At 69.7% G+C, this 6,992-nt stretch carries 2 protein-coding genes; both read right to left on the minus strand.

Annotated features, from left to right (window positions below; all coding sequences use genetic code 11):
- Window positions 1–4,868: amino acid adenylation domain-containing protein (locus tag ACGF7Y_RS36365; RefSeq protein WP_393242445.1), on the minus strand; the 4,868-nt coding region annotated here is incomplete at its 3' end.
- A gap of 282 nt (window positions 4,869–5,150) precedes the next feature.
- Window positions 5,151–6,992: thioesterase domain-containing protein (locus tag ACGF7Y_RS36370; RefSeq protein ID WP_393242447.1), on the minus strand; the 1,842-nt coding region annotated here is incomplete at its 5' end.

Consider the following 6,992-nt stretch of genomic DNA (forward strand, 5'->3'; position numbering starts at 1 on the left):
AAGAAATCATCATCCGCGCCCACCCGGCCCACACCGAGCACCTCACCGAACACCCCGGCCACGATCTCCTCGACCGCCGTCGCGGGCGCACGGAATTCCCGCGCGGTGAAGGTCGGCTCGGGTAGTGCCTTGCGATCGAGCTTGCCGCTCGGATTCAACGGCAACGCCTCCAGCGCGACGACCGCGCCCGGAACCATGTAGGCGGGCAGCGTCGCACCGATCGCCGCCAGCAATTCGGCCTGCTCGATCGATCGCCCCGGCGCGGGAACAACGTAGGCGACCAATTGGTCGCCCAGCGACGAAGCCGCGACGAGGGCCACGGCCTGGCTCACCGACGGCTGCGCCAGCAGCGCCGTCTCGATCTCACCCAGCTCGATCCGCTGACCGCGGAACTTCACCTGGAAATCGGTCCGGCCGAGATAGTCGAGCCGATGGGGCAGCACGTCGGTCGGGGCGCGCCAGACCACCAGGTCACCGGTGCGGTACATCCGCGCACCGGTGCCGAACGGGTCGGCCACGAAGCGGTCGGCGGTGAGATCGGGGCGCCGCACATAGCCGCGGGCCAATTGGTCACCGGCGAGATACAACTCGCCCGGAACACCGGTCGGCACCGGTTGCAGACGCGAATCCAGCACATACACCTGGGTGTTCCACTGCGGGACGCCGATCGGCACGGACCGCTCGTCCACGGCGGTCGCGGGCCAGTAGGTCACCGAGACCGCCGCCTCGGTGGGGCCGTAGAGGTTGTGCACGGCGGCGTCGGTCACCGCACGCACCGCGGCGACGGTCTCCGGCGGCAGCGCTTCGCCGATCACGAAGATGTCGCGCAAGGTGGGGCACGAGCCGGGGGCGGTGTGCGCGGCGAAGACCGTCAGCATGGACGGCACGAAGTCCGTCACCGTCACGCTTTGGGAGGCAATGGTTTCCGCGACGTAGACCGGATCCCGATGTCCGTCGTGCGTGGCGACGACGAGCTTCGCGCCTACGCGCAGCGGCATGAAGTAGCCCCACAGCGAGACGTCGAACGTCGTCGCCGTCTTCTGTAGGTACACGTCATCGGCGTCGAGCGGATACGCCGCGAGCATCCAGCTGATCTGGTTCTGGATGGCGAAGTGCGAAACCGCCACGCCCTTCGGGCGGCCGGTCGACCCCGATGTGAAGATCACGTAGGCCGGATGGTGCGGCAACACGGGGCGTACCAGTTCGTCGGCACGCACCGGGGCGTCGTCGAATCGATTCGGGTCCAGAGCGTCCAGCAGCAATACCGCGGTGCCCTCGGGCAAGTCGACCGCGTCGGTGGAGGTCGTGAGCACACAGACCGGCTGCGCCGTTTCGAGGATGTGGGCGATGCGTTCGGCCGGATGATCCGGATCCAACGGCACATAAGCCCCACCCGCCGCCACGATCGCATACATCCCCACCACAAGATCCAACGAACGCCGAACCGCCAACCCCACCAACGACTCCGCACCCACACCCTGCGAAATCAACAACCGCGCCAAACGATTCACCCGCGCATCGAACCCACGATACGAAAGCTCGACACCCTCGCACACGAGAGCGACCTCGTCCGCGTACGCCTCCGCCGCACGCCGGTAGCCGTCGAGCAGCAACTCGGCCTGCACCGGGTACCGGGTGTCGTTCCACTCGTGCAGGATGCGTTCGCGCTCCACGGGAGCGAGCAGATCGATCGCGCCGATCGGCCGATCCGGCTCGGCCACGGCGATGGCCAGCAACCGATCCAGCCGCCAGGCGAACTCGGCGATCGTCCGCTCGTCGAACAGGTCGGTGGCGTAGGTGAACCCCGCGGTGAAGCCCGCGGCCTCCCCGTCCGTGTCGGGCACCACGGTCAATTGCAGATCGAATTTCGCGACCGCGCTGTCGAACTCGAGTACCCGGGCGGACAGTCCGGGCAGCTCTATCTCGGGCATGCTCATGTTCTGGTAGAACAGCGCCACCTGGAACAGCGGGTGGTGCGCCTGCGACCGCACCGGATCGAGCACCTCGACCAACCGCTCGAACGGCAGTTCGGCGTGCGAGAACGCGCCGAGATCCATTTCCTTCGTCTGGGCGAGCAGCGCACGGAACGACGCGCCGAGGTCGATCCGGGTGCGCAGCACCAGCGTGTTGACGAACATGCCGATCAGCGCGTCGAGTTCCCGTTCACCACGGCCCGCCACGGGCGTGCCGACGGTGATGTCGTCGGTGCCGGTGAGCCGGGCGAGCAGCACCGCAAGCGCGCTGTGCACCACCATGAACTCCGAGACGCCCGCGCTGTGCGCCAGTTCGGCGATACCTCGGTGCACCGCGGCGTCCACGGCGAAGGTGTACTCCGCGCCCCGGCCGGAGGCGACGGACGGCCGCGGCCGATCCGAGGGTAGGTCGATCCGGTCCGGAATGCCCGCCAAGGCGCGACGCCAGTAGGCGATCTGAGCCGCGGCCACCGAATCGGGGTCGTTCTCGTCACCGAGCATCGCGCGCTGCCACAGCGTGTAGTCCGCGTACTGCACCGGCAGCGGTCCCCAGGACGGCCTGGCCCTGTTGCGCCGGGACAGGAACGCGCTGAGCAGATCCCGCAGGAACGGCGCGACCGAAGCGCCGTCGGCAGCGATGTGATGCACTACCACGACGACCACGTGATCGTCGGGGCCGATCTCGGCCAGCGCGACGCGCAGCGGCACCTCCGCCGCGACATCGAAACCGGTCGACGCGAATTCACGCAGCCAGGCCGTCAGCTCGTGCTCGGCGACGGGCTTCGGCGCGAGGTCGGGAACAGCCTGCGCGGCGGGCAGCACGACCTGGTAACCGGTACCGTCCACCGCCGGATACACCGTCCGCAACGTCTCATGACGCTCGACCACATCCGCGACCGCCGCCTGCAACGCCGCCACATCCAACACACCCGACAACCGCACCGCGAACGGAATATTATTCGCCGCCGACCCGGTATCGAACTGATTCAAAAACCACATCCGCCGCTGCGCCAACGACAACGGCACCCGCTCCGGACGCTCCACCGCCACCAACGCGCGCCGGTCCCCCGCGCCCTTCAACGGCTCCAGCCGCGCCGCCAGCGCGGCCACGGTGGGGCTCTCGAAGATCAGCCGTGCGGGCACCCGGGCGGCGATGGCGGCGCCCAGCCGGGCCGCGACCTGCGTCGCGATCAGCGAATTGCCGCCCAGCTCGAAGAAATCGTCATCCGCGCCTACCGGCGCGCCAGGCCCGAGCACTTCGGCGAACACCTCGCCGACCAGCTCTTCCAGCGGGCCGACCGGGGCACGGAACACCCTGGTCTGCAACCGCGGTGTGGGCAGCGCGTCGCGGTCCAGCTTGCCCACCGGGGTCAACGGGATCTCGTCCAGCACCATGACCACCGTCGGCACCATGTGCGCGGGCAGGGTCTGCTGCGCGAAGGCGGCCAGTTCCGCCGCGTCGGCGGCCATCCCGGGCACGGCGTGCACATAGGTGACGAGAATGGTGGCGCCGCTGTCCAGGTGGTGCCCCACGGTGACCGCGAAGTCGACCGTCTCGTGCGCGGCCAGCACCGCGTCGATCTCGCCCAGCTCGATACGGAAACCGCGAATCTTCACCTGGAAGTCGTTGCGACCCAGGTATTCCAACTCGCCTTCCGGCGTCCAACGCACCAGGTCACCGGTGCGATAGAGGCGGGAGCCGTGCACATCGAAGGGGTTCGCCACGAAGCGGGACGCGGTCAGCCCGGGGCGCTCGTGGTAGCCGCGGGCCAGCTGCGCACCGGTGATGTACAGCTCGCCGACCACACCGCTCGGCACGGGCACCAGCCGCTCGTCCAGCACGTATTCCGTGACGGCCCGGATCGGCGCGCCGATGGTCACCGGTTCCCCGGGCACCAGCGGCGCGCTGATGTTCGTCATGATCGTGGTCTCGGTCGGGCCGTACCCGTTGAAGAACTCGCGGGTCCGCCCACCCGACACCGGTAGCACCCAGCGCCGCACCAGCTCCGGCGGGCACGCCTCGCCACCGGCCACCACCACACGCAGCTCGTCCAACCCGGCCGGGTCCACCGACGCGAGCGCGGCGGGCGTCACGAACGCGTGCGTGACCGCCTCCCTGCGCACCAGGGATGCGAATTCCTCGCCGCCGAACACCGTGGGCGACGCGACGACCATGGTGGCCGCGCCACCGAGCGCCAGTAGCAACTCCAGTACCGACGCGTCGAACGACGGCGACGCGAAATGCAACGTCCGCGACGCACTCGTCACCCGATACCGATCACGCTGCTCGGCGCAGAAACTCGCCAAACCCGCCTGGGTCACCACCACGGCCTTGGGCTTGCCGGTGGAGCCGGAGGTGTAGATGACGTAGGCGGGATGCTCCCCGCGCAGCGGGCGCACCCGATCGGTGTAGGTCACCGGATCGGCCGGGAATTCCTCGAGCCGCCGCGCGCACTCGGCCGTGTCGATCGACAGCCACTCGACCCGGTCCGGCAGCTCGGCGCGGACCTGTTGGACGGTCAGCCCGAAGACCGCGCCGGAGTCCTTCACCATGTGCTCGACGCGATCGGCCGGATAGTTCGGATCCACCGGCACGAAACCCGCACCCGTCTTGGCCACCGCCCACACCGCGACCACCGACTCCACCGAACGCGGAACACCCACCGCGACCAGATCCTCCGGACCCACCCCCCGATCGATGAGCAACCGCGCCAACCGCGTGGACCGTTCGTCCAGCTCGGCATAACTCAGCTGGGCGAGGGTGCTGGTCGCGTCGGCGAACACCACGGCAGCGCCGCTCGGGTTCGCCTCGACGGCCGTGGCCATCAACTGGGGCAGGGTGGTGACGCGGGGGCGGCGGGTCCGGGTCGGGCGCACGCGCGCCGGGCGGGTCATCGGCGCACCGCTTCCGCAGTTTCGTCACACCGCTGCCCGACCGCCCGAACCATCGTGCTGCCTCACCCTGTCTATCGTCGCCACACGCACGTCACCATGCTCCCCGCGCTGTGATCATCGAGCGCGCGCATGCCGATCGTTACCGAACCGTCGGCGCACGCCGAGCGCGACCGGCCACGACCCGTGGGGTTCCGGGCCGCGGGAACGGACGCGTATGACGAGTGCCGGGGACGATTATTCCCTGCCGACGCCGGATTCGGGTCGCGGCGTCGGCAGGGACGATCAACGGCGGCCGTCGAGCAGAGCGGCCAGCTGCGGACCGATCACCGCCAGCGCCTCCGGCGCGGCCATCCGAGCATGGGTGACCTCGACCGGGCGGTCGACGACCATGCCTTGGACATACGGCCACCAGTCCGCCGCGGCGGCGCGCAACTCGTCGGCGGGATCGGCGACGGCCGCGCTGAAGTACTGCACGGTGCCGCGGAAGACGCCGGGCCGGTGCTCGGCGATCAGCTCCGCCGAGCGGACCGCGCTGCGATAGATCCGGCGCAGCCGTTCCGGCGTCACCGCCACCAGATCCGCCGGGATCATGGCGTGCAGCGCGGCCAACGAGTCGTCGTCGAGCTCGTAGACATCATCGCCCTCGGCAGCCGCCGTACCGAGGCCGAGTTCGGCCAGGGCGCCGCGCACCGCGGCGCGGAAACCGACGACGTCCGGATTCGGATGGCTGTCCATCATGGCCAGCAACTCCACCTGCTCGCCCGCCTCCTGCAACGCGGTGGCGATGGCATGGGCCAGCACACCGCCGAGCGACCAGCCGAGCAACCGGTACGGGCCTTGCGGTTGCACCGCCTTGATCTCCGACAGGTAGCGCTCGGCCAGCTGCTCGAGCGAACCGGGCAGTTCGCCGTCTTCCGACAGCGCGGGCGATTGCAGACCGAAGATCGGCTGCTCGACGGGCAGGAACTGGGCCAGGCCCGCATACGACCAGGCCAAGCCGTACATCGGGTGCAGGCAGAACAGCGGGGCCGCCGATCCGCTCGCCCGGATCGGCAGCAGCACGTCCAGCGCGGCGGTGGCGTCGGCGTCACCGGCGTCGATGCGGGCGGCCAAGCCCGCCACCGTGGCGTCGGTGAAGAACCACTGCACGCGCACCGTCGCTCCGGTCGCGTCCCGCAGCCGCCCGACAACCTGTGCCGCGAGCAGCGAGTTGCCGCCGAGGCCGAAGAAGTCGTCATCCAGGCCGACCCGCTCGGCGCCGAGCAGTTCGGCGAACGCGCCCGCCACCGCTTGCTCGGTGACCGTCTGCGGCGCGCGGTAGGCGACGGCGCTGTTGATCTCCGGGGCAGGCAGCGCGCGGCGGTCGAGTTTCCCGTTCGGGGTCAGCGGCAGCGCGTCCAGCACCACGATCGCGTCGGGCACCATGTAGCCGGTGAGGAACCGTGCGACTTCGGCCCGGACCGTTGCGGGGTCGATGGTCACGCCGGTGTCGGGCACCACATAACCGATCAGGCGGTCACCGGTGTGCTGATCGTCGCGCACCAGCGCGACCGCTTGCCCGATACCGTCGCAGCGCAGCAGCGCCGCCTCGATCTCGCCGAGTTCGATACGGAACCCGCGCAACTGCACTTGCTGGTCCCCACGCCCGGCGTACTCGAGCACCGCGTCCTCGGCTCGCGCGCGCCAACGGCCGATATCACCGGAGCGATACATCCGCGAACCCGGCGCACCGAACGGATCGGCCACGAACCGAGTCGCGGTCAACCCCGGCCTGCCCAGATAGCCACGCGAGAGCTGCGCGCCCACGACATGGATCTCACCGGGCACCGCCACCGCAGCCGGATGCAGCCGCCCGTCGAGCACATACGCGGCCAAACCCGGGATGGCACGACCGATCACACTGGCCGCGTCCTGCGCATCGCGCGGGGCCAACGGCAGGAACGACACATGCACCGTGGTCTCGGTGATGCCGTACATGTTCACCAATCCCACCCTCGCGCCGTGGCGCTCGTACCAGCGGCCCAGCCGACGCGGATCCAGCGCCTCACCACCGAAGATCACATACCGCAACGCCAGCTCACCCGCGGCCGCGGCCCGGTCGGCCTCGGCCAACTGATAGAACGC

It is taken from the genome of Nocardia sp. NPDC047654 (genome assembly GCF_043205035.1).
Lineage (GTDB): Bacteria > Actinomycetota > Actinomycetes > Mycobacteriales > Mycobacteriaceae > Nocardia.